At 40.7% G+C, this 22,489-nt stretch carries 19 protein-coding genes and 2 pseudogenes; 6 read left to right on the top strand and 15 right to left on the bottom strand.

Annotated elements, in window-relative coordinates; translation table 11 throughout:
* A partial coding sequence (locus ACTJJH_RS17875; protein ID WP_440601536.1) for an FAD-dependent oxidoreductase occupies positions 1-968 on the bottom strand: 968 nt, incomplete at its 3' end.
* Between the two features lie 256 nt (positions 969-1,224).
* Here ACTJJH_RS17875 and ACTJJH_RS17870 point away from each other — a divergent pair.
* Both ACTJJH_RS17870 and ACTJJH_RS17865 read left to right on the top strand, forming a co-directional pair.
* A complete protein-coding gene (locus ACTJJH_RS17870; protein WP_206218450.1) occupies positions 1,225-1,443 on the top strand; it encodes a DUF1653 domain-containing protein in 219 nt (72 codons plus the stop codon).
* Positions 1,444-1,488: 45 nt separating this feature from the next.
* Positions 1,489-2,076 (top strand): O-methyltransferase, encoded by a 588-nt coding sequence (locus ACTJJH_RS17865; RefSeq protein ID WP_046812983.1) that lies wholly within the window; start codon positions 1,489-1,491, stop codon positions 2,074-2,076.
* A gap of 65 nt (positions 2,077-2,141) precedes the next feature.
* Here ACTJJH_RS17865 and ACTJJH_RS17860 read toward each other — a convergent pair whose 3' ends face one another.
* Together ACTJJH_RS17860 and ahpC are read right to left on the bottom strand one after the other, a co-directional pair.
* Positions 2,142-2,357: a KTSC domain-containing protein gene (locus ACTJJH_RS17860; protein WP_002119898.1), complete on the bottom strand. Its 216-nt coding sequence runs from the start codon at positions 2,355-2,357 to the stop codon at positions 2,142-2,144.
* A gap of 194 nt (positions 2,358-2,551) precedes the next feature.
* Complete coding sequence (gene ahpC, locus ACTJJH_RS17855; protein WP_003652649.1) at positions 2,552-3,115, bottom strand: alkyl hydroperoxide reductase subunit C; 564 nt, start codon at positions 3,113-3,115, stop codon at positions 2,552-2,554.
* Between the two features lie 352 nt (positions 3,116-3,467).
* On the opposite strand from ahpC, the gene hrpA reads away from it, so the two are divergent.
* Together hrpA and ACTJJH_RS17845 are read left to right on the top strand one after the other, a co-directional pair.
* Positions 3,468-7,325 (top strand): ATP-dependent RNA helicase HrpA, encoded by a 3,858-nt coding sequence (hrpA, locus tag ACTJJH_RS17850; protein WP_440601535.1) that lies wholly within the window; start codon positions 3,468-3,470, stop codon positions 7,323-7,325.
* 95 nt (positions 7,326-7,420) lie between these two features.
* Complete coding sequence (locus ACTJJH_RS17845; protein ID WP_032004013.1) at positions 7,421-8,527, top strand: beta-ketoacyl-ACP synthase III; 1,107 nt, start codon at positions 7,421-7,423, stop codon at positions 8,525-8,527.
* A gap of 100 nt (positions 8,528-8,627) precedes the next feature.
* Here the strand turns inward: ACTJJH_RS17845 and ACTJJH_RS17840 are convergent, their stop codons facing one another.
* The 7 genes and pseudogenes from ACTJJH_RS17840 to benA all read right to left on the bottom strand — a co-directional run bounded on the left by ACTJJH_RS17840 (position 8,628) and on the right by benA (position 16,790).
* A complete protein-coding gene (locus ACTJJH_RS17840; RefSeq protein WP_068929978.1) occupies positions 8,628-9,884 on the bottom strand; it encodes an OprD family outer membrane porin in 1,257 nt (418 codons plus the stop codon).
* 43 nt (positions 9,885-9,927) lie between these two features.
* Entirely contained in the window at positions 9,928-11,286 is a 1,359-nt protein-coding gene (locus tag ACTJJH_RS17835; RefSeq protein WP_320125028.1) for an aromatic acid/H+ symport family MFS transporter, read from the bottom strand.
* A gap of 481 nt (positions 11,287-11,767) precedes the next feature.
* Positions 11,768-12,961 (bottom strand): benzoate/H(+) symporter BenE, encoded by a 1,194-nt coding sequence (benE, locus tag ACTJJH_RS17830; protein ID WP_068929976.1) that lies wholly within the window; start codon positions 12,959-12,961, stop codon positions 11,768-11,770.
* A 57-nt stretch (positions 12,962-13,018) separates the two neighbouring features.
* Positions 13,019-13,804 carry a 1,6-dihydroxycyclohexa-2,4-diene-1-carboxylate dehydrogenase gene (locus tag ACTJJH_RS17825; protein ID WP_440601534.1) on the bottom strand — a complete coding sequence of 262 codons (786 nt, stop codon included), beginning with the start codon at positions 13,802-13,804 and terminating at the stop codon, positions 13,019-13,021.
* Positions 13,805-13,822: 18 nt separating this feature from the next.
* Complete coding sequence (benC, locus tag ACTJJH_RS17820; RefSeq protein WP_440601533.1) at positions 13,823-14,839, bottom strand: benzoate 1,2-dioxygenase electron transfer component BenC; 1,017 nt, start codon at positions 14,837-14,839, stop codon at positions 13,823-13,825.
* Positions 14,840-14,891: 52 nt separating this feature from the next.
* Positions 14,892-15,411 (bottom strand): annotated as a pseudogene (gene benB / locus ACTJJH_RS17815) (benzoate 1,2-dioxygenase small subunit).
* Entirely contained in the window at positions 15,408-16,790 is a 1,383-nt protein-coding gene (benA, locus tag ACTJJH_RS17810) for a benzoate 1,2-dioxygenase large subunit (protein ID WP_002119889.1), read from the bottom strand. Before benA ends, benB begins: the two are co-directional and overlap by 4 nt.
* Positions 16,791-16,894: 104 nt before the next feature.
* Here benA and ACTJJH_RS17805 point away from each other — a divergent pair.
* Positions 16,895-17,024: pseudogene (locus ACTJJH_RS17805) on the top strand (hypothetical protein).
* A gap of 44 nt (positions 17,025-17,068) precedes the next feature.
* Positions 17,069-18,028 carry a LysR family transcriptional regulator gene (locus ACTJJH_RS17800; RefSeq protein ID WP_017386346.1) on the top strand — a complete coding sequence of 320 codons (960 nt, stop codon included), beginning with the start codon at positions 17,069-17,071 and terminating at the stop codon, positions 18,026-18,028.
* Positions 18,029-18,076: 48 nt separating this feature from the next.
* Here ACTJJH_RS17800 and ACTJJH_RS17795 read toward each other — a convergent pair whose 3' ends face one another.
* The 5 genes from ACTJJH_RS17795 to ACTJJH_RS17775 all read right to left on the bottom strand — a co-directional run bounded on the left by ACTJJH_RS17795 (position 18,077) and on the right by ACTJJH_RS17775 (position 22,478).
* On the bottom strand, positions 18,077-18,958 hold the full coding sequence (locus ACTJJH_RS17795) for a SphA family protein (RefSeq protein ID WP_130173996.1): 882 nt from the start codon (positions 18,956-18,958) through the stop codon (positions 18,077-18,079).
* 183 nt (positions 18,959-19,141) lie between these two features.
* Positions 19,142-20,203, bottom strand: a complete 1,062-nt coding sequence (locus ACTJJH_RS17790; protein WP_130173997.1) for an NADH:ubiquinone reductase (Na(+)-transporting) subunit F — start codon at positions 20,201-20,203, stop codon at positions 19,142-19,144.
* Positions 20,204-20,217: 14 nt separating this feature from the next.
* Entirely contained in the window at positions 20,218-20,580 is a 363-nt protein-coding gene (locus ACTJJH_RS17785) for a phenol hydroxylase subunit P4 (RefSeq protein ID WP_057105724.1), read from the bottom strand.
* Between the two features lie 59 nt (positions 20,581-20,639).
* Entirely contained in the window at positions 20,640-22,166 is a 1,527-nt protein-coding gene (locus tag ACTJJH_RS17780; RefSeq protein ID WP_440601532.1) for an aromatic/alkene/methane monooxygenase hydroxylase/oxygenase subunit alpha, read from the bottom strand.
* A gap of 45 nt (positions 22,167-22,211) precedes the next feature.
* Entirely contained in the window at positions 22,212-22,478 is a 267-nt protein-coding gene (locus ACTJJH_RS17775) for an MmoB/DmpM family protein (RefSeq protein WP_000049448.1), read from the bottom strand.
* Positions 22,479-22,489: the final 11 nt, after the last annotated feature.

Genomic DNA, 22,489 nt, shown 5'->3' with positions numbered 1-22,489 from the left:
CCTGTTGAAAGGATCACCGTTTTCGATTCAAGTTTTGCACCGTTTTCAAGTTCAACTTCAACCAAGCCATTTGCAGTCTGGTTGGCACCCGTGATTTTGCTAACACGTTGCAGGTTCATAATATCGACATCATATTCACGAACATGGGCTTCCATCTCGGCAGCAAACTTAGGACCTTGAGTCTTTTGCACAGAGGTGAAGTTTTCAATGTCCATGGTGTCCATGACCTGACCACCGAAGCGTTCAGCGACGATACCGGTATTAATACCTTTACGTGCAGCATAGATTGCAGCTGTTGCACCCGCAGGTCCACCACCAATCACCAATACATCAAAAGCATCTTTGGCATTGAGTGCTGCCGCATCTTTTTCAGCAGAGTTGGTGTCGAGTTTTGCCACAATCTCTTCAAGGGTCATACGACCTTGACCAATGTGCTCGTTGTCTTGGAATACCATCGGTACAGCCATGATTTTGCGTTGTTCCACTTCCTTTTGGAAGAATGAACCGTCAATCATGGTTGCCGTGGTGTTCGGGTTGTAAATGGCAATCAGGTTAAGCGCTTGTACTACATCTGGACAGTTATGACAGCTGAGTGATACAAACACATCAAAGTTTGCTTTGAGGTTTAAACCTTTAATCTGGTTGAGCACTTCATCAGAAACTTTTGGTGCATAGCCAGACACTTGTAACAGTGCCAAGATCAAAGATGTAAACTCATGGCCCATTGGTAAGCCTGCGAAGAACACACGAGGCTGTTCACCTACTTTAGCGACACCAAAGCTTGGACGACGTGTATTGTTTCCGTCAAAACGGGCAGTGACTTGGTCAGATAGTTCAGCAATTTCTGTCACTAACTCTTTAATTTGAGCCGCTTTATCTGATTCATCTAAAGCAGCAACTAATTCGATTGGACTTTCTAGACGTTCTAAGTAAGCTTTTAATTGAGTTTTAATGTTTTGATCTAACATCTGTTTTTACTCCAATGCATCCAAATTCTTTCAATAGATGCATAATACGTGAAAACATAAAATAGGTAAAACAGTATGTTTTTATAGATTTAATCGGTTTTTTAAATTATTGAGACTATTAATAAGTAAGATCAATAATTTATCTCTAAAATGTTCTTTTTTATGTTTTGTAGTGTTTTAAAGTGAAAGTATTTAAAAATTTATATATGTTATATGGCTGTAAAGATTTTATGTCATAACATTAAAAGGTACTTTCATGTCATTGCAACGCGGCATTTATCAGCATTATAAAGGTAATCTCTATCAAGTTTTTTCTGTGGCAAAACACAGCGAGACTGAAGAAGAGTTAGTCGTTTATCAGTGTCTTTATGGTGACTATTCAACTTGGGTACGTCCGCTAAATATGTTTACTGAAACGGTGCAAATGGCTGACGGAAGTATCGTGCCGCGCTTTAAGTTAATTCAAGGCACTTAACTCAAACGACTTTTATATAAAATAACGATTTTAAAGGGTGAATATATGCCAAATACTTTTTTCTTACAAAGAGTTGCCGATTTATATGACACCTTTAAACGACATGATGCACAGCAGACAGATCGTTTGCTGCGGTATCGTAATATTGAGGCGGAGTCTGCAAAATTACTATCGCAATTTATTCGGATGCAGCAAGCTAAATCAATTTTAGAAATTGGGACTTCAACAGGTTACTCTACTTTATGGCTTGCTGAGGCTGCTCAAGCTACTCATGGAAAAGTAACCACGCTTGAAATTGATGCCAATCGTAGTAATGAAGCTAAACGCCATGCGACTGAACTGGCATTAGATGAATTGGTAGATTTTTGGGTTGGAGATGCAGCCGATTACCTAAAAGAAACTCAGGAAACTTTCGATTTTATTTTGTTAGATGCTGAGCGACCTGCTTACGAGAATTATTGGCCAGATTTAAAACGTTTAATGAAGCCAAAAGGTGGCGTACTCATTATTGATAATGTTATTTCACATGCGGCTGAAGTCAGTTCATTCTTAGCTTTAATTAAAAAAGATGAAAATTTTATGAGCAGTATTTTACCTGTAGGCGCTGGTTTATGCATTGTAGTGGCAAGATAAGCCATTTGAAAATATGATTTATTTATTCATAAAGGCCTGTTTAACGCAGGCCTTATTTTATTATGTTATGAAGCATTCACTAAAGATAGGCGAGTAAAGTGTAAGTCGAATTCTAAATATTTATGTACAAAAGCAGCTTTGTCTGTTGATCGTAATAAGTTGTCATAAATAAATTCTGGTACAGGATGATAAAGTTCGCCTGAACCATCGCTATAAAATATTTTTAGATGACGTGAAGTCGCATTGTATTTCCATGAAGTGACTGCCACAGTATTCGTCATAAATTTTTCCCCTTTTATTTCATATGATTTAAGCTCAAAAAACATCGGTTATTTATTCGACATTACTCAAACTTCATGTAATGGGGAAGGGCATAATTGTAAAAGTATCAGTAGAAAATGTGATGTGCTTATTCAAAACAAAAGAACCATCCGATGAGGGATGGTTCTTTGAGTTTTTAAAATCTAATAAGAGATTAGATTTTACCAACTAGGTCGATAGATGGAGCAAGAGTAGCTTCGCCTTCTTTCCATTTAGCTGGGCAAACTTCACCTGGATGAGCGTGTACGTATTGAGCAGCTTTTACTTTACGAAGAAGTTCAGACGCGTCACGGCCGATACCACCAGCGTTGAGTTCAACGATTTGGATTTTACCTTCTGGATCGATAACGAAAGTACCACGGTCAGCTAAACCTTCAGATTCGATAAGAACGTCGAAGTTTTTAGAAAGAGTCCAAGTTGGGTCACCAACTAATGGGTATTGGATTTTTTTGATTTCTTCAGAAGTGTCGTGCCAAGCTTTGTGAGTGAAGTGTGTATCAGTAGATACAGCATAAATTTCAACACCAAGTTTTTGGAATTCAGCGTAGTTGTCAGCTAAGTCACCAAGTTCAGTTGGACAAACGAAAGTGAAGTCAGCTGGATAGAAGAATACAACAGACCATTTACCTTTAAGGTTAGTTTCGTTAACTTCAACAAATTGGCCGTTGTGGTAAGCAGTTGCTTGGAATGGTTTAACTTCAGTATTAATCAAGCTCATCATTGTCTCCATGATTGAGGTTTATATTTAAACTTGTTTACGAGATGTAGAATAAATAAAAATTCTTTATTGGGGAAATAGTATTTTTACATGACTAAAATCGGAAAATCGAATAAGTGATAAATTTACGATTTTTAAGTCCCCAAACACTGTATTCGATTTGACTGCAAAAACATGTAAATCAAATGACAGTTATCGTAAAAGAAACTTGCCTAACAACATGAAGTCTCGTTAGTCAAAATTCAAGGGTAAAATTTTAAAAAATTAAAAATATATAAAAAACCAACTGTTTTACCTTATGGTCATTAGAGCGTAAAATAGAGGATTGTTGTATTTTCAGGAAAATTTGTCTGTGCAGAATGATTTAAATATTGATCAGTGGGTGATGGCAAGAGATCGTTACCGTTTAAATCGTTTGCGTAAAGATAAAAAAGCTAATACAGCAGAGATTGAAAAATTATTTGAACAATCTAATGCCAAAGTAAGGCAGCGATTTGAACGTCTCCCTAAAATCAAATTGAATCAGGATTTACCTGTTTCTCAATATGCAGACCGTTTAATTGATGCGATTCAAAAGCATCAGGTCATTATTGTGGCAGGTGAGACAGGTTCAGGTAAAACTACACAGCTTCCTCAGATTGCAATGTTAGCGGGACGTGGCTTAACGGGAATGATTGGTCATACCCAACCACGTCGTTTAGCTGCACGTAGTGTTTCTCAACGTATTGCAGAAGAAGTCGGCGAAAAGCTTGGCGAATCTATCGGTTTTAAAATCCGTTTTAATGAACAAGGTTCGCAAGATTCAATTGTACGGTTAATGACCGATGGTATTTTGCTTGCCGAGTTAGGTAATGACCGTTATTTGTCTAAATATGACACGATCATTATTGATGAAGCGCATGAACGCTCACTCAATATCGATTTTATTATGGGTTATTTAAAGCAGTTACTGCCAAAACGCCCAGATCTAAAAGTTATCGTGACTTCGGCAACTTTAGATGTAAATCGCTTTAGTAATTACTTTAATGACGCACCTATTTTTGAAGTAGAAGGGCGTAGTTATCCTGTCGAAGTACTTTATCGCCCAATTTCAGAAATGAATATTGGTGGCAGTGATGACGATGAGTTTGATGATTTTGAGGAAAATCTTCCTCGCGCAGTGGTACAAGCGGTTGAAGAATGCTTTGCTGACGCAGAAGCAAAAGGTCACCCCGAACATGCCGATATTCTAATTTTCTCAAGCACAGAACAAGAAATTCGTGAGTTGCAGGAAACCTTACAAAAGTATGGGCCAAGACATACCGAAATTTTACCGCTGTATGCGCGTTTAGCTGTTTCTGAACAACAGAAGATTTTTAGTCCGGGTGGAAAAGGGCGTCGTATTATTATTGCGACCAACGTGGCCGAAACTGCACTTACGGTTCCGAATATTCGCTATGTGATTGATAGCGGTTTTGCTCGTATATCGCGTTATAACTATCGTTCACGTGTACAACGCTTACCAATTGAAGCAATTTCTCAAGCCGCAGCCAATCAGCGTAAAGGGCGTTGTGGCCGTATTGCTCCAGGTGTGTGTATTCGTTTATATAGCGAAGAAGATTTTTTAAGTCGTCCTGAATTTACCGAACCTGAAATTAAACGAACCAACTTAGCATCTGTTATTTTGCAAATGCAGAGTTTAGGGTTAGGTGAATTAGAAAACTTTGACTTTATTGAGCCACCAGATTTCCGCCTTGTAAATGATGGCCGTAAGTTACTGATTGAGTTAGGCGCACTGAATGAGAAGAAAAATGAGCTGACTAAAGTCGGGCAAATGATGGCACGTATGCCAATTGACCCACGTTTGGCACGTATGATCGTGGGCGGTGCTCATTTTGGCGTACTCAAAGAAATCTTAATTGTGGTAAGTGCTTTAGCGGTTCAGGACCCGCGTGAGCGTCCAGCAGATAAACAAATGCAAGCTGACCAAAAGCATGCATTATTCAAAGAAGCTGATTCAGATTTTCTGTTTTATTTGAAACTTTGGGAGACTTTAAATCCTAAAGGCGAAGCAGGCATGTCTGAAAATAAACGGCGTCAATTTGCCAAGCAGCATTTCTTAAGCTGGTTGCGTTTACGTGAATGGAAACAGACACACCAGCAATTGGTTGAGTTAGCCGAAGGCTTAAAACTCAGCTTTAATGAAAAACCTGCGAATTATGAAAACTTGCACCGTGCGTTGCTGACAGGCTTATTATCTTTTATTGCTAATAAAACTGATGAACGCAACACCTTTATGGCAGTGCGTCAGCAAAAGGCTAAAGTTTTCCCTGCGAGTACTTTGCATAAAACCAATACCTCTTGGGTGATGGCTTTTGAGATGGTCGAAACCTCTCAAGTGTACTTACGTACTTTAGCCAAAATTGACCCTGAATGGATTTTACTTGCTGCACGTGACTTGTTGAAATATCACTATTTCGAGCCGCATTGGTCTAAGAAAGCGGGAATCGTCAATGCGTATGCGCAAATTTCTTTATTTGGTTTAATTATTGAGCCAAAACGGTTAATTAATTTTGAGAAAGTTGACCAACCTGCTGCTCATGAGATTTTCTTACGCGATGCATTAACTACTGGTAATTTGGGTACAGTCCCACCATTTTTAAAACATAATTTGCTTAAACTTGAAGAAGTAGAGCGAGTTGAAGATAAATTGCGTCGTCGTGATTTGGTGGTGGATGAAGAAACAATTTATCAGTTTTATGCGTCGAAAATTCCTGAGGAAATCGCGAGTCGCCGTAGCTTTGAAGACTGGCGTGCCACAGTAGAAGCAAATAACCCACGTTATTTATTTATTGACGATGATGCGCTCTGGCTCAATGATCGGCCAACTACGCAGCAATTCCCAGATCATTTACACAATGGGCAGCTGCGTTTAGCAACTACATATCATTTTGACCCGAGCCATGACGAAGATGGTGCTACTGTTCAAATTCCTGTACAGGCGCTGCCTCAAGTCGATGAAAATATCTGGTCATGGGGAATTCCAGGTTGGCGCCAAGATTTAATTGAGGCTTTACTCAAAGCTTTACCTAAAGACAAGCGTCGTAATGTGGTGCCAATTCCTGATACAGCTCGTAAGCTCATGCAAGGGGTTGATGCAGTACATTTACGTGAACATATTTTTAGTTATTTAGCTTTTGCCTTACGTGGCGAGCAAATTACTGAAAAAGATTTTTCGTTTGAACGTATTGATCCATATTTGGTGCCTTTCATTAAAGTGATTGATGAAAAAGGTAAGCTGATTGCGAAAGGTCGTGATTTACCTGAGTTAAAAGCACGTTGCCGAGTGGAAACGCATCGCCCAGTTAAACAGCAAAAAGGTGAGTTTAAGGATTTTCCTGAAAACTTTACTTTTGAGGCTTCTCATAAAGTTACAGGCGTTGTAGTAAAGCAATATCAGGCTTTAGTTCCGACCAAGGCTTTTGCTGACCTCGAAGCTAAAGATGAGTCAGGCATTGTTATTCAAACGTTTAATGATCACGCTGAGGCGATTAAACAGCATCGCGAAGGGATTATTCGTCTGGTTCATATGCAACTGGGTGACTTAGTTCGCCAGTTGAAAAAGCAGATTTCAAAACCGCTCGCGTTGGCTTATTCTCCTTTGGGCGATAAAGCTAAGCTTGAGCAGATGTTGGTCTATGCAACGTTGCAGATGGCAATTACGACTTTGCCAATTAACGCTGATGAATTTAATAAGCTGCTAGATCAGGTCAAAAAACAATTTTTGAGTTATGGTCAGCAAGCACTTGAGCAATTAAGTGATATTTATATTCAGTGGCAACAAATCCGTCGTCAGCTTTTAGTGCTTGATCCAAACGTGTTTGGGCGCAGTATTGATGATATTGAAGATCAACTCGATTTAATGTCACTTGGCAATTTTGTTTACCGTCAACCCGTCGATCTTTGGCAAGAATACCCGCGTTATTTAAAAGCACTGCTATTGCGTTTAGATCGATTGCCAAATAATCTACAGCGAGATCATGCTGCAATTGACGATGTCGATCCATGGATGGACAAGGTATTTAAATTCAAAAACGATCCAAAAATCAAAGAATTGTATTTGATGTTGGAAGAATTCCGCATTTCTTTATTTTCTCAACCGATGAAAACCAAGATGCCTATTTCGCCAACTCGACTGCAAAAGTTATGGGATCGTTTGGGAATCAGTTAAGATAGATCGGGGTCTGTTTATGCTGTTGTTTAGCCTACAACGCAATTTATAAATGAAAGATTAACAGACCCTATTCATTTTTTTAGGAGTTTTACATGGGCATTCGTATCACAGGTACTGGGTTATTTCACCCAACAGAAATCATTTCTAATGAAGAACTGGCCGACAGTTTAAATGCTTATGTGGAACAATATAACCAAGAGAATGCAGAGAAAATTGCAGCAGGTGAACTCGAAGAATTACGTGGTTCTAGTGCTGAATTTATTGAAAAAGCGTCTGGTATTAAGCGCCGTTACGTGATTGAGAAATCAGGTATTCTCGATCCAAATCGCTTGCGTCCTCGTTTGTCTGAACGTTCGAATGACGAACTTTCACTTCAAGCAGAGTGGGGCGTGATTGCTGCGAAACAGGCAATGGAAAATGCAGGTGTAACTGCTGAAGATATCGATGTTGTGATTTTGGCATGTTCAAACATGCAGCGTGCTTATCCGGCTGTAGCGATTGAAATTCAGTCGGCTCTTGGCATTCAAGGTTATGCATATGACATGAATGTTGCATGTTCAGCTGCAACTTTTGGTTTGAAACAAGCGGCAGATGCAATTCGCTCGGGTGCTCGCCGTGTTTTATTGGTGAACGTTGAGATTACATCAGGTCACTTAGATTACCGTAACCGTGATTGTCACTTCATTTTTGGTGATGTTGCAACGGCTTCTATTATTGAAGAAACCACTACTAAAACTGGTTTTGAAATTTTAGATATTCATTTATTTACTCAATTTTCAAACAACATTCGCAATAACTTCGGTTTCTTAAACCGTAGCGAAGATGCAGTCGTTGACGACAAGTTATTCCGTCAAGATGGCCGAAAAGTCTTTAAAGATGTTTGTCCTTTGGTGGCAAAAATCATTAATGCCCAGTTGGAAAAAATGCAGTTAACTGCAAACGATATTAAGCGTTTCTGGTTACACCAAGCCAATGCCAACATGAATGAACTAATCTTGAAATATGTGGCTGGTAAAGAGGCAGATCTAAGCCGTGCCCCAATTATTTTAGATGAGTTTGCCAATACCTCTTCAGCAGGTGTAATTATTGCTTTACACCGTACAGGCCACGAAGTGGATGATGGCGAATATGGCGTGATTTCATCTTTCGGTGCTGGTTATTCAGTAGGTTCGATTGTTGTTCAAAAGCACGTTGCTTAAGTTACAAAGTTAATTAAAAACGCTCGTAAGAGCGTTTTTTTATGGGTCGAAAATAATAAAGCGGACTAAAATTAGCCCGCTTCAATTGAATCAAAAATGATTAAAACTTTTTGGTGTAGTTTACAAACAGGCGATCTTCACCAAAGTCATTGCCATGTTTAACGTTGTAATCAATACGGATGTATTGCAGGGCAACACCCTTTAAGAATGGCTGTTGAAACGCATAGTTTAAAATTACATTCGACTCAGTTTCATGATTTTTTTCGCCATTGGCCGCTTTAAAATCATGGCCATAGACATATTTAACCATTGCATTTAAGCCCGGAACATAATCTTTAAAGTCGTAGCCATACATCACATGGTAAGACTTTTCGTCTTCTTTAAAGAAACCCGTTGCATTCCAGTTAATGAAATAGGTCTCTGGTAAAAAGCCATCTGGTAGAGGGTAAGCCGACTCACCGATAATCTGTTGATAACCCAAACCAAAGGTATGGTTTTTTACTTTGAGCGTTTCTAGCACCCCGATGTTTTGCGCATCAATATCAAAAGTATTGCCATCATCTTTTGCATTGAAGTATTTAAACTTAGATGTAAGCGCAAAGTTAGGCTGTTTCCAATTGTGCTCAAGTCCTACATAGTGTTTGTTGTACAGGTCTTCTAAATTACCAAAGTAATATTCACCCTTTAGCGACGGTGTGAATTGATAGCGCAGATCTATGTAATTTAAACCATCAGATTCTTTGGTAATTCCATTTGCCGTGAACGAAAACTTTTTAAAATCTTCTTCATTTCGTGGTGATACTTTTTCAACCCGACCAATTTCAGCATAAAGCTGATCTGAAAGTTGCGACTTAAGATTGGTTCCCCAATATGAAGCAAGTAATTGTCGGCTGGCATCCACAGCTGTTACAGGCAGGTCTAACCAGAGTTCACCGACACTTAGCAAGGTTTTGTCATAACCTAGTTTTAAAGTGGCGCCGTATTTTAAGAAGTCAGAGGCTTGAGATTGTGTTTCTTTATTAAAAGGCAAAACTGTGTCCGCAACATGTTTATCTGAACTCAAGCGAACGGCATATTGAACAGAAGCATCGGCACCAATGGTAATGGGCTTATCTGCAATTTGCAGAGGGGTGTCATGCATTTTCGATTTATAAAATAATGATGCTGCCTGAGACCAACTACCAGTGTCTTTAAGTGCATCATTATCAAAATTACGGTTGATATAGGCGTTTTTTAAAGTGAATTTCCATTCATCTTCGGGCTGCTGATTTGGATTTGCAGCGAATGAATTGCCACACATCAACACTAAGGTCGCGAAAGTTAAAGCACATGGCTTAAAGCGATGTAATAATTCCATAATCCATTTCCAAAAAGATGCGCCAGTCCTCGGCGCATTTAATTTACTGCTGGGTAAGCGTGTTTTGAGGGTTAAAAGTTGAAGACGTTTGTGCGGCAACAGAGGCTTTTAGATTGACCATAAATATTGCAAGTGCAGCAATCACACCCGGAATTGCAATCGCTAAGAAATTCATTTGGTGAGGAAGCTCAAGTGTGAGTAGCGCTCCTGTTAAAACTGGTCCGATAATCGCGCCAATACGGCCAATGCCGGATGCCCAGCCCATGCCAGTTGAACGAAGTGCTGTTGGATAGAACTGTGCCACGAAAGTGTAGAGTAAGATTTGCGAACCAATTGTGGCAGCGCCAGCAATCGCAATCAGGCTATATAAAATAAATTGTGGACTATTAATGCCAAGCAGAATTAAAGCTGCTGATCCCACAATAAACATGATCGTAATAACCGGTTTTAAATGGAATCTATCTGCTAAAGCACCACCACCAATTGCACCGACCATACCGCCAATATTGAGTGCAAACAGGAACAACATGCTTGCACCTAATGAGTAGCCCGCTTGGAGCATGAGTTTAGGTAACCAACTTCCTAAGGCATACACCATGAGTAGGCACATAAAGAAAGCAATCCAGAACATAAATGTGCTGAAGGTACGACCCTGTTGGAAAAGCGCACGGACAGGTGCATCTGTTGTGGTGCTCTCGTTTAATACCAGTTGAGTATTGGCGTTTACCTGAGTTTGAGGCGCAATTTTACTCACAATACCTTTCGCCTGTTCGCTATGGTTAGATTTCACTAAAAAGGCGAGAGACTCTGGCAAAAATTTCCAAATGAGTGGGAGTAGTAAAAGAGGAATACCCGCAATTAAAAACATGATTTGCCAGCCCATGTCTTTCACGAGCCATGCACCGAGTAGAGCAGATGTCATACCGCCAATTGCATAGCCACTAAACATAATTGCGACTAATGTACTGCGGATTTTTTTTGGCGCGTATTCAGTCATAAGCGCAACGACGTTTGGCATAACGCCACCAATCCCAAGACCTGCGATAAAGCGCAAAATAGCAAACTCTGTTGGTCCTTTGGCAAAGGCACCCATAAAAGTAAATCCGCTAAATAAAGTGACACAAATCAGGATGGTTTTTTTTCGCCCCAGTTTGTCTGAAAGTGTGCCGAAAATCATGGCACCGAACATCATCCCGAATAGAGCAGCACTGGCGAGTAAACCAGCTTCTACCGCAGTTAATGACCATTGCTGCATTAAGAGAGGAAGAGCAACCCCATAAATAACTAAATCATATCCATCAAAAATAATAATAAGTAAGCACCAGATTAAAACTTTCCAATGAAAAGATGTAAAACTGGCTTTATCAATTAACTCATTAATATTAACCTTGCTCGTATCCATTTTCTTCACCTCCAATTTGTGAAGCGTCGCGTTATTTTTTAATAAACTATTTTGTTATTGGATTAGAGTCAAAAACCTAATTGATATATCTTTATGTCTTTAAGGTATTGTGCTTTTATTGGTTTAATTATTTGAAAAATATGTATTTATTTTTTTATTGTTTTAGCTGTCTTTGTTGTGTCTTTAAAATAGGGTTAAATATTGCATTGTGAGAATTTTAAGTATTTTATGGATGTTTTTTTATTAACTTTATTGATTAGAATCACACTTGAAAATATCATTAAATTTATATTATGAGTTGGGGTGAAAATATAAAAACAAAATACTAAAGTCTATTATTTAATTATTTTAGAGATTCATCTTAAAAATGAAATTTAATCTATATTCAATAAAAAATCGCCAAATCAGGGTTAGCGAATTATTTGCATGCTGATGTGGCGATTGAGGTTTTATTTTAGTGGCGGGCGCTTAGATAAAAAACTTAATTTGTGGCTGGAGTTGAGCGGGGCGTAAGAATGAAATGCGCGATAACACCAATACAAATACCCCAAAAGACCGAACTTAACCCGAGAAAATGCATGCCTGATGCGGTAGCTAAAAAGGTAATAAGTGCAGCATCACGTTGATTGTCATTTTTCATGGCAACTGAAATATTGGTGGCAATAGCACCTAGCAAAGCTAAACCTGCCAGTGCTGCCACCAACTCTTTAGGAAGTAAGCTAAATAGCATGACAATACTCCCAGCAAATAAGCCTCCTAAAATATAAAAAATCCCGTTGGCGATTCCTGCGATGTAACGTTTTTCTTTCAGTTCATGTGCATCTTTGCCCATACATAAAGCAGCGGTAATTGAGGCAAGTACAATTGTAATACCGCCGACACAGGCAACAGCTAAAGAGACAATACTGGTGACAGTAATAATAGGTTTGGCTGGGGTGTCATAACCGCTGAGTTTCATAATCGCCATACCCGGTAAAAATTGCCCGGTTAGACTGACTAAAATGAGAGGAACAGCGAGGTTCAGTGTTGAGTTCCAGGTCCATTCTGGGCTAATCCACTGTGGAATAGCTAAACTAAAACTCACATCAACCGGATTCATTTTGCCTAAAATGAGGCTTAATAAAACTCCAGCAGCTAACACCCAAATCATGGTGTAGCGCGGCATTAAACGTTTGGCAATTAAAAAGACAATAAGCATGCTAAAGACAATAAAAGGCATGCTATCAGACGCGGTAAATAGACTAATACCAAATTGAAAAAGAATACCTGCCATCATGCCCGCAGCGACGTCTTGCGGAATCCATTTAAGTAATTTGTCGAAGTAACCTGTAACGCCAATTAAAAAAATAACAATGGCAGAAGTAATATAGGCGGCTACTGCTTCATTCAACGAGACGTTTGGAAATAGGGTAACTAATAGGGCAGTGCCCGGTGCAGACCATGCGGTTATGACAGGAGTTTTATATTTAATCGAAAGATAAATACCTGAAACGGCGGCACCAATTGAGATTCCCCAAATCCATGACACCATCATGTCGGTGGATACATGGGCACGCTGAGCAGCTTGGAAAAAAATAATCAGTGGGCCTGAATAAGAAATTAAAACCGCAAGAAAGCCAGCAACTGTTGCTGATATGGACCAGTCATTTTTTAACGTCTTTAACAGGGTTGCCATGTGTGATTGCCTCCATGCAAATCATGTTATTTACCCAATCATGCAAAAAGGTCAGGGTTAACCCTGATCTCCACCTCCGACCGGAATGACCGATCCCGTCATATACGATGCGTCATCTGATGCAAGAAATAAAATTGCATTGACTTGTTCTTGAATTGTGCCATAACGGCTCATAAATGTTCGATCTATTGTTTGATCAACTACTTGCTGCATCCAGTCTTTTTCATTTTGACTTAATGGATTGGCATTGCGTGGTACTTTCCGAGGTGGTGCTTCGGTTCCACCAGTCGCAACAGCATTGACACGAATTCCGTCTTTGGCATGTTCAAAAGCAAGCGATGCTGTTAGAGCATTTACACCACCTTTAGATGCAGAGTAGGGAATACGGTTAATACCACGGGTTGCAATTGAAGAGACATTTACAATAACACCCGCTTGTTGCTTAATCATGGCGGGTAGCACAGCGCGGCAGCACCATAACGTTGGAAACAATGAGCGATTCACTTCCTTAATGATTTCTTCTTCGGAAAACTCTTCAAAAGGTTTCATCCAGATCGCGCCACCCACATTATTAATCAGGATATCTACCCGACCATAATGTTCAATGGCTTTTGCAATAACCGCTTGTGCACCTGCATAGGTTTCAAGGTCGGCATTAATCGTGACAGCATCGCCACCTGCACTCTGAATTTCTTTGAGAACGTCTTCAACATATTCAGAGCGGTCCGCCATGACGACTTGTCCATCTTCAGCTGCAACTTGTAGTGCCACGCCACGGCCAATGCCTTGAGCACTACCCGTAACAATCACGACCTTATCGGTAAATCTTTGACGGTTTGACATAGATAACTTCTCCACCTGTTAATTCGCAGAGAATTTTTCAAACAAGAAATTAGCAGGTTTGATATTTTCAGTTTCTAACCAGCCACGTACCGCTTCTACCATTGGTACTGGGCCACATAGGTAAACATCGACGTCGCCACCGTTTAACCATTCACTTTCAATATGACCAGTGACATATCCTTTGCGTTCATGGTTGCTCTCAGGGCTTGCGACTACAGTTCGATATTTAAACCATGGGAATTTCGCCTGTAACTCATTGAGTTTTTCTAGAGCAACCAAATCAAAGTCATTGGTCACGCCGAATACCAAGCGAACAGGCTGTTCTGAACCTTTTTCTTCAAGCACTTGTAACATCGACATAAATGGGGCAATCCCAGTACCGCCTGCGAGCATCAGCACTGGGCGCGCTACATTACGCAAATAAAAGCTACCGAATGGACCGGTAAAAGTCATTTTGTCACCGGCTTTAGCATTCTTGCTTAAGAATTCACTCATTTTGCCATTCGGTACATTACGTACCACAAAACCAGTTAAACGATTACCCGGTTTTGAGCTAAATGAATATGAACGTGTTTCGCCAGTTTCTGGAATTGCAACGTTAACGTATTGGCCTGCAAGGAAATGAATATCCGGTTGGCCGTCATCAAGTTGAATGTCAAAAGTGATGGTTGAATCTGATAAGTTTTCAACGCGGGCTAGAGTACCTTGGAAGCTATGAATTTCTGTTTTGCAGACATCTGATGAGGCTTGAATTTGGAATACGGCGTCTGAAGTTGGTCGACATTGGCAAGCAAGAATATAACCTTGCTCAGCTTCTTCAGGGGTTAATGCATCTTCAATATAGGTTTCTTCTGGCATGTCATAACTACCGGACTCGCAAAATGCGCGGCAAGTTCCACATGCACCATCACGGCAATCCAAAGGAATATTAATTTTTTGGCGATAGGCTGCGTCAGATAGGGTTTCGCCTTGAGCTACGTTAATGAAACGTGTAACACCATCTTCAAATTGAAGTGCAACATTGTGGTTTGACATGGCATGTATCCTACAAAATATTTGAAACTTTTACCCTCAGCCAACAGTCCGTTTAACTGAGGGGGTATGTCTTAAAGGTGGTAGATATCAATGACTTGATTGATGTAGTCATTTTTCAAAACGACATACTTGCTCAAGATTTTTGGTTGATCACCTGAAAAATCAATCACATAACGTGACATACCGAAATAGCTGTAATTTGTCTTGTAACGGAAACTCAAGGTATTCCAGTTAAAGCGAACAGTAACTTTGTCGCCGTCGCGATCGAGAACTTCAATGTTGGCAATATTGTGGCTTGTGCGAGTGTCTGGCATGGTTGCAGATGAGCGCTCGGTTTTAATACGGAACACCCGATCTTCTAAACCTTGACGATCTGGATAATAAATAAGTGAAATTTCAGATTGCGGGTCTTCAGTTAATCTATCGTCGTCGTCCCAAGCTGGCATCCAGAAAGAAGCTTCTGGTGCATAGCATTCAAGCCAGTCATCCCATTGTTCATCATCTAAAAAGCGAGCTTCACGATAGAGAAACTGAGCAATATTTTCTAAAGTTGCTTTGTCTTGAGCACTCATGCTGTTTCTCCCTGATCAGCAATTTCTTTCTCTGATGCAATCGCATGTTTCATGGTGTGTAACCAATATTGATGTTGGGCAAGATAAAGACCTTCATCTTCAGTTTTAATCCCACTTAACATTGGTTTTAAACCGATTTCATTCGCTGCATCGTCTGGTCCATAAATCCAGTGTTTTGAACCACGGCACATGTCATTCCATTCAAGGGCAATCCCTGCATAGCCTGCCTGACAAGCACGGAATTCTTCTAAATCGTCTGGTGTTGCCATGCCTGAAGCATTAAAGAAATCTTCATATTGACGAATACGACGTGCGCGAGCTTCGGGTGCTTCACCTTTAGGCGCGATACAATAAATGGTAACTTCGGTTCGATTAACCGAAAGTGGGCGAAGTACACGAATTTGTGAACCGAACTGATCCATCAAATAAACATTTGGATAGAGACACAAGTTACGTGAACGCTCGATCATCCATTTCGACATCGCTTCGCCGTATTTTTCGGTGTATTCGTCTGCTTTCGGGAAGTTTGGACGGTCTTCTGGGTTTGCCCATTGTGTCCAAAGCAACATGTGGCCATTTTCAAAGCCATATGAGCCACCGCCTTGTTTACCCCAAGAACCTGCACTCATGGCACGAATGTTATCGGCAGCTTGAGTTTCTTTACGGTGTTGAGTTGTTGCTGCGTAGTTCCAGTGAACAGCAGAAACGTGGTAACCATCGGCACCATTTTCAGCGGTGAGTTTCCAGTTGCCTTCGTAGGTATAGGTAGATGAACCACGTAAAACTTCTAAACCATGTTCAGACTGGTCAACAATCATGTCGATGATTTTGGTGGTTTCACCCAAGAATTCTTCAAGTGAAGGAACATCGGGATTTAAGCTACCAAATAAGAAACCTTTGTAGCTCTCAAAACGAGCCACTTTTTTAAGGTCGTGTGAACCATCTTGGTTAAAACAGTCAGAATAGCCTGCTTCACTTGGATCTTTAACCTTGAGCAATTTACCTGAGTTGTTAAAAGTCCAGCCATGGAAAGGGCAAGTATACGTTGCTTTGTTACCACGCTTGTAACGGCAAAGTTGTGCTCCGCGGTGTGAACACGCATTAATCATGGCATTCAATTCACCGTTACGGTTACGTGCAATAATGACTGGCTGACGACCAATGTAAGTGGTGTAGTAGTCATTATTGTTTGGAATTTGACTTTCGTGTGCTAAGTAAACCCAATTGCCTTCGAAGATATATTTCATTTCGAGGTCAAAAAGAGCTTCGTCAGTAAACACTGAGCGATGAAGTTTAAATTCACCTGTATCGATGTTATCGACAAGTAATTCATCAATACGGTCAAGATGGCTAGTATTGATTACAGGAATACGTGGCATGTCCGTTCTCCGACTTTCCAAAAGTGTGGAAGTCACCAAGGCCTTAGCTACTCTTAAAGGTCTTGATATCCTAATATTGTCAATGAAGCGCATGAGTGCGCTGGGTGTTTAACCGTGAATTGATGAAGATGAATCACTGGAAGATTGGCAAAAAGGCTTGTTCACAAAGCAATTCATCACTTCATCGGTTCGTTGCTTGTATATACCTTAAAAGAATGGTTAAACTGTGTCTAAGACTGAATTTGCATTTTTTTATATCTTAAAGGTATGGAAACCTTATGGAACTAAGACATTTACGGTATTTTGTGGCGGTTGTTGAAGAGCAGAGCTTTACAAAAGCCGCGGAAAAACTATTTATTGCTCAACCACCTTTGAGTCGACAGATTCAAAATCTGGAAAGCGAGCTTGGTATTCAACTGTTTGAGCGTGGAAGCCGTCCTTTACAAACTACACAAGCAGGGCATTTCTTTTATCAGCACGCCGTTAAACTTTTGTCGAATGCTGAAGAAATAAAAAGTATGACCAAGCGTATTGGTCTCATCGAAAGAAGTATGACCATTGGTTTTGTTGGGTCTTTACTCTATGGTTTGCTGCCTCGAATCATTTATTTATTTCGCCAACAGCAACCCCATCTGAATATTCAGCTCATGGAGTTAAGCACAACCGAACAGCTACAGGCATTAAAGGAAGGACGTATTGATGTTGGATTTGGACGTTTAAGAATTAGTGATCCTGCTGTTAGACGTATTCTGCTACGTAAAGAACGCTTGGTGGTTGCTGCGCATACGAGCCACCCAATTGCTCAGCGCACGGAAGGGGTATATCTGGCTGACCTCATTGATGAAAAGATGTTTATGTATCCCACTTCACCGAAACCCAATTTTTCGACCCAGCTTTTGAATATTTTTGCCGAACATAGTTTGGTTCCAAAAAATATGCATGAAATACGAGAAATTCAACTGGCTTTGGGCTTAGTGGCAGCGGGAGAAGGGATTTGCATTATTCCGGCAAGTGCCGATACCATTCGATTTCCACACCTAAACTATATTCCGATTTTAGATAACGGCGCGGTCAGCCCAATTTTTATTACAGCACGGGCAATGGACCGAAGTGAAGATTTACAGTCACTATTTGATTGTATTTATCAGGTTTATGACTTAGAAGGAATACCTTATCAACGGACTGTCTTTACACTTGATCAGAACCCAATAGATGATTCAAATGGTATCGACTTTTAAATAAGGAAGTGCATAGCCTCAAAAGCTGAAGCTATGCGTTGATGTGTTTTAGAAAGCCCAAATTAGTTTTAGCCAGCTGGTATGGCCTTCGGGACGATATTCGACTTCGGTTTCTTTTAGAAATTTTGCTTCAATAGACCAGTTTTTATCTGCATATTGAATGCCTGGACCAATTGCAAAAGCCTGTCCTTTAAACCCAATGTCACTTCCGTTTACTTTGTCATTTGTGGTTTGTTTAAAAGCATAGCCTTCAACTGCCACTTTGATTTTTGGGTTAATGCGATAACCCAAGCTATAGTCACCCGCAATGTATTGTCCAGACTGGTAGTCAGTCGCGTCGTTACGCGTATTCCAACTATAAGACAGTTTAGTAGATAGATCTAAACCTGCCGCGTTGGCATAACTATAGGCAATAATCGGTCGAATGGTGTGATAGTTTTTCCCGAGATTGGCTTCAACTGGATGTGTCGTACTTGGAGTGTCGTATTCACCTGTTCCCAGTACAGTTTCTAGGGCTGCAATCCAGTGATGATTTCCTTGATGCCAGCCGAGCATACCACCCAAAATCAAGTCTCCGAGTCCTTGGTTTGAGTCAGCCATTCCATTTACTTTGAGTCTTAGATCAACCAATGGCTGGGCTGCATAAAACCCGAGTTGTCCATCCAGAATTTTTTGATCGGTCATCCAGACCAACCGAGGAACCACGGCGTTGACATCAACATGGAACTGATCGGGACCATTTTGAAACTCTGATGCGTGATAATTTTGATAATAACTGAGTAGATAAACCCCAGCAGGTGGTAAGGCACCCGCCATCATACCTTCGGCACCTAAAGCAAAAGAGTCCGAGCCGTTTTCTGTCGCAAATGCAGAGGGAAGGTAAAGGGCGCTGGTTACACCACATAGGATTGCAGCAATTTTGTTATTCATAGAATGTCCTATTCTGTGTTGTTTGGTTTGTCACTAAAAAACGTTATTCCTTAACGGTCTTTAAAATTTGAGTCTGTTTAACCTGTAAATTTGGAATGCAGAACTCCTATGAGCTTTGTATTTTCTTTATAAATTACAGATACAAAGCTCATTTGAAAAATTGGAGTGCTTAAAGGTTTATCTTTAAATATGTTTGAATAAGGCCGAACGTGACTGTCCAGCAGCACCATCGGCTGCACTTAAGAAGCGTTCAGTGTGAATGTCCCGTTCGAATAAGCGACTTTGCATGAGTGTTGAAATTGCCGAGTCGATCATGATTGGTGGGCCGCACAAATACGCTTTGTGTCCACCACATCGATTTTCAAAGTAATCGGCAACAGCCTCGTGCACAAATCCGGTAAATCCAGTCCATTGGTCCTCTGGTTTTGGTGTATTGAGAGCAGGGATATAGCGGAAGTTCGGATAGTCTTTTACGAGCTGTTCAAATAATTCTCGGTTGTATAGCTCTGCCAAGTCTCGTGCTCCTTGGAAGAGGTAAATGGTGCGACTATCTCCAGACTCAAGTAAATCTAAAATCATCGATTGTGGACTTGAAAGACCTGAACCACCTGCAATGAAAATGGCATTTTGATCATCTGACTTGCGTACGAAAAATTGACCATAAGGGCCTGAAATATCAAGCTGATCGCCCGTGGCAAGTTGTTCATGCACATAAGTCGTCGCTGCACCGCCTTCAACTTTACGAATATGCAGCTCAACAATACCTACTTCACTTGGTGAATTGGCAATTGAAAATGCACGAGTTCCTTCAATATCTGGGAACTGGACATTGATATATTGACCAGCTTGGAACTCAATTGGACGATTTAGTTGTAGTCGGATTCCTTTGATGGTCGGCGACAGGTCTTTTATTTCAATGACTGTCGCTTGAAAGTCTTGAACCAAATGACCTAAGAAATCTGGGTCTTCATCGACATCGGCTTCAATGATCATGTCGGATTGTGGTTTGCAGCAGCAGGCAAGCACCTTATTTTCATCACGTTCAATATCCATGAGTGCAAAGGGAGAAGCTTCACCGACATCATAAAAACCATCGGTGACTTGAACCTTGCATGTCCCGCAAGTGCCATGACCACAGGCAAAGGGTAACCAAACGCCTTGGCGTAGGGCAGCATCTAAAATGGTTTGGTCTTCTTCTACTTCAATCGTTGTTCCGATCGGTTCAATGGTGACTTGATAACTCATGACACACCTCCGAATTAAACGTAGCTGTCGTTATAGCCATTTAACTCTGGCGTAACGAAACGAAGTAATGACTTATGTCCAAAACCAAGCTCTGCCAAAGTTTTTGTACTCTCTGGTTCGATTGTTTGACCATCTAAGGTGTATTGCACTTTTGACCAATCAATTTTGGCAAAATCTGGATGTTGAGCAAAACCACCTGTAATTTGTTGCTCAATCAACTGTCCCAAAGTTTGTTGAGGCGAGGCAAGCATGGCATGTGCCGAGCAAAAAAGGGTGTGATGATCCCAACCCACGTAAAGTAAGAATTGATCGCCATAATTTTTTTGCAGATCGAGCGGTTCAAATTGATAGTTGTTGTGTATCGCGCGAACAGTCATGTTCAATCTCCTTATTTCCGATCAGGCAGCTTGATGACTGCCTGAACAATTCCTTGTGCTTAAGCTGCGTTGCCTTTCCATTTTTTCCAGCGCTGTTGGTCTGGAGAACCTTCAATATCTAGATTGTCAGCACCAACATTCATGCGGTAATAATCGCGGAGCATGGTTTCGAGGTCACCGCCACCACAGTTACCTTGTAAAATTTGATTTACAGGTAGCCATGCTTGTATATATTTCTCAGGCTCGCGTTCGAAAATGTCATGACAGCCATCTGAACAGGTGTGGTAGCGTTCGCCTTGGTAGATGCTATGGCGATAACTGAACTGAGTCGGGTCATCGCCCATTTCGGTAAAGGTCATTGGAATCTGACAAACCTGACAAAGCTGTGGTAAACCTGCGCTATAGAAGCGTTTACCTTCGGCTTCCATTTGGCGAGCCAACTCCCATTTTGGACGGTAGTATTTATCGAAAGTGTCTGGATATTTAGCAGATAACCAATCCATTTCTTCGCCGGTTGGAATCCATGTATGGAAACCGGCAGCATGACCAAAGTTATAGAAAATCCACCATGCCTGATGTGAGACGTGCTCTTTTTCTTTCACAATCACATCGCTATATTTCGGCATACGAATGCCATAGCGGCTTAAATCTTTAAATAACGCACCGCCTGCCTGCTCAAAATAAACTTCCCAAGCTTCTTTCCAAGACATCACTTTGTTTGGCAGCATGTAATCCATCATCATGCCTACAATTGAAAGCAAACGCGTCCCACGCCAGAACCATTTATCAATCCATTCCTGCACAATCGGCACGTTGTCTTCATGTTGTTCGAGCAAGAATTTTACGATTTCCAGACCAAGCGTCATGTGACGCGCTTCATCAGACTGCGCACTAAAACCAAAGGTTACGGTTGCCATATCGCCGTTATAAGCTGCACCCGACATAAACGGAACAAATAACAAGTTGGTAAGTACATACTCAAAAGCAAAACTAATCGCTAATAAAAACTCGAAAGGGCCAGCAGAACGGGCATCTTCAAAAAATGATTTAGGCACAGACAAATACCAAACGCGGTCATGCATGTGCGCCCAATCCTGAAAACCATCAAAGAACTTGTTGTAATGGCTCATGGCATGAATTTGGGTCTGTACATGACGCAGCTCATCAATCGACTGCATCTGAGAAGCAATACGTGCTCCAATTCCACCAAACTGGCGGCCTACATGGGCATAGCCTTGATAGGCCTGATATTCAAGTGGGGTCACCGCTGTTAAAAAGAGTTTGATCGCATTTAAGTAACGTTCATTGCTGACATTCATCTGACCATTGTTTTGAGCAAAGGCATCAAAAATGGCATAAAGTTTTTTCTCTTTTTCTGCCTGATATTTCCAGTAAGCATCCATGGTTAAACGGAATGGATCTTCCCATTTAGACCAGTCCGTAATTTTGATGCCTTCAAATTCCTCATAAGGGAAGGCCTTTTGACGGTCAGCATAGGAAAAGTCCCAGTCCAGATCACGGGTTAATGCACGGTAACGATCTTTAGCATTTAACTTTTTGCTGGTTTCTTTCGTTTGAGTTGTCATGATTGATCATCCTTAAATCTTTGTTAAACAACATCTATGTTGTGATTAATTCCAGTGAAGGCGGAAAGTATCGTCATCTTCTTCGACGTTGCCGCCCAGCGTAATCATGTTGAGTTGTAACGATTGGATGTCCCAATCTTGGCCTAGTTTTTCAGATACGGTTTCGGCTTTAATGACCAAATCAGTTTCACTTTCAATTCGAATCATGGCTGGTAAATACTGAATTGAAGCTTCAGGGTTATCTTCTTCAATCGCCTCAATGATATAGCGTGAAGTATCGTTGTCTTGTAACGCGAGATAGACTTTAGACATGTTGCTTCTCC

Source organism: Acinetobacter sp. 22301 (assembly GCF_052045285.1).
Classification (GTDB): Bacteria; Pseudomonadota; Gammaproteobacteria; order Pseudomonadales; family Moraxellaceae; genus Acinetobacter; species Acinetobacter pittii.
This window is presented reverse-complemented; position numbering and strand designations above follow the sequence as displayed.

Coding starts and splice junctions, on each gene's coding strand:
- ACTJJH_RS17780 (WP_440601532.1), bottom strand. CDS start 22,166: ATGACAACTCAAACGAAAGAAACCAGCAAAAAGTTAAATGCTAAAGAT.
- ACTJJH_RS17845 (WP_032004013.1), top strand. CDS start 7,421: ATGGGCATTCGTATCACAGGTACTGGGTTATTTCACCCAACAGAAATC.
- ahpC (WP_003652649.1), bottom strand. CDS start 3,115: ATGAGCTTGATTAATACTGAAGTTAAACCATTCCAAGCAACTGCTTAC.
- ACTJJH_RS17860 (WP_002119898.1), bottom strand. CDS start 2,357: ATGACGAATACTGTGGCAGTCACTTCATGGAAATACAATGCGACTTCA.
- benE (WP_068929976.1), bottom strand. CDS start 12,961: ATGGCAACCCTGTTAAAGACGTTAAAAAATGACTGGTCCATATCAGCA.
- ACTJJH_RS17795 (WP_130173996.1), bottom strand. CDS start 18,958: ATGAATAACAAAATTGCTGCAATCCTATGTGGTGTAACCAGCGCCCTT.
- ACTJJH_RS17870 (WP_206218450.1), top strand. CDS start 1,225: ATGTCATTGCAACGCGGCATTTATCAGCATTATAAAGGTAATCTCTAT.
- ACTJJH_RS17785 (WP_057105724.1), bottom strand. CDS start 20,580: ATGACTGTTCGCGCGATACACAACAACTATCAATTTGAACCGCTCGAT.
- benA (WP_002119889.1), bottom strand. CDS start 16,790: ATGCCACGTATTCCTGTAATCAATACTAGCCATCTTGACCGTATTGAT.
- ACTJJH_RS17775 (WP_000049448.1), bottom strand. CDS start 22,478: ATGTCTAAAGTCTATCTCGCGTTACAAGACAACGATACTTCACGCTAT.
- ACTJJH_RS17835 (WP_320125028.1), bottom strand. CDS start 11,286: ATGGATACGAGCAAGGTTAATATTAATGAGTTAATTGATAAAGCCAGT.
- benC (WP_440601533.1), bottom strand. CDS start 14,839: ATGTCAAACCACAATGTTGCACTTCAATTTGAAGATGGTGTTACACGT.
- ACTJJH_RS17840 (WP_068929978.1), bottom strand. CDS start 9,884: ATGGAATTATTACATCGCTTTAAGCCATGTGCTTTAACTTTCGCGACC.
- ACTJJH_RS17790 (WP_130173997.1), bottom strand. CDS start 20,203: ATGAGTTATCAAGTCACCATTGAACCGATCGGAACAACGATTGAAGTA.
- ACTJJH_RS17825 (WP_440601534.1), bottom strand. CDS start 13,804: ATGTCAAACCGTCAAAGATTTACCGATAAGGTCGTGATTGTTACGGGT.
- ACTJJH_RS17800 (WP_017386346.1), top strand. CDS start 17,069: ATGGAACTAAGACATTTACGGTATTTTGTGGCGGTTGTTGAAGAGCAG.
- ACTJJH_RS17865 (WP_046812983.1), top strand. CDS start 1,489: ATGCCAAATACTTTTTTCTTACAAAGAGTTGCCGATTTATATGACACC.